We start from the raw sequence: 225 nt of genomic DNA on the forward strand, positions 1-225 counted from the left end.
CATCGAGAAGCCCGCTCCCCGAGACGCCGAGCAGCAGGTGATGCGGCTCAGCGAGCTCAAGCCGGCTGACGTGGCCCGGGAGCTGCACGACATGGACCCGTTGCTGCGGGCGGCTGTCGTCCAGGCCATGGATGACGACCGGCTGGCCGAAGCGCTGGAGGAGCTGCCGGAGGACGAGCAGGTGGACGTGATCGCGTCCCTCGACACCGAGCGCGCCGCTGACGT

1 pseudogene is annotated in these 225 nt (G+C 70.2%); it reads left to right on the top strand.

The window, feature by feature from the left end:
- Nucleotides 1–225 (top strand): annotated as a pseudogene (locus BN358_RS21435) (magnesium transporter); the annotation flags it as partial.

The organism is Sedimentibacter sp. B4 (assembly GCF_000309315.1).
Classification (GTDB): domain Bacteria; phylum Bacillota; class Clostridia; order Tissierellales; family Sedimentibacteraceae; genus Sedimentibacter; species Sedimentibacter saalensis.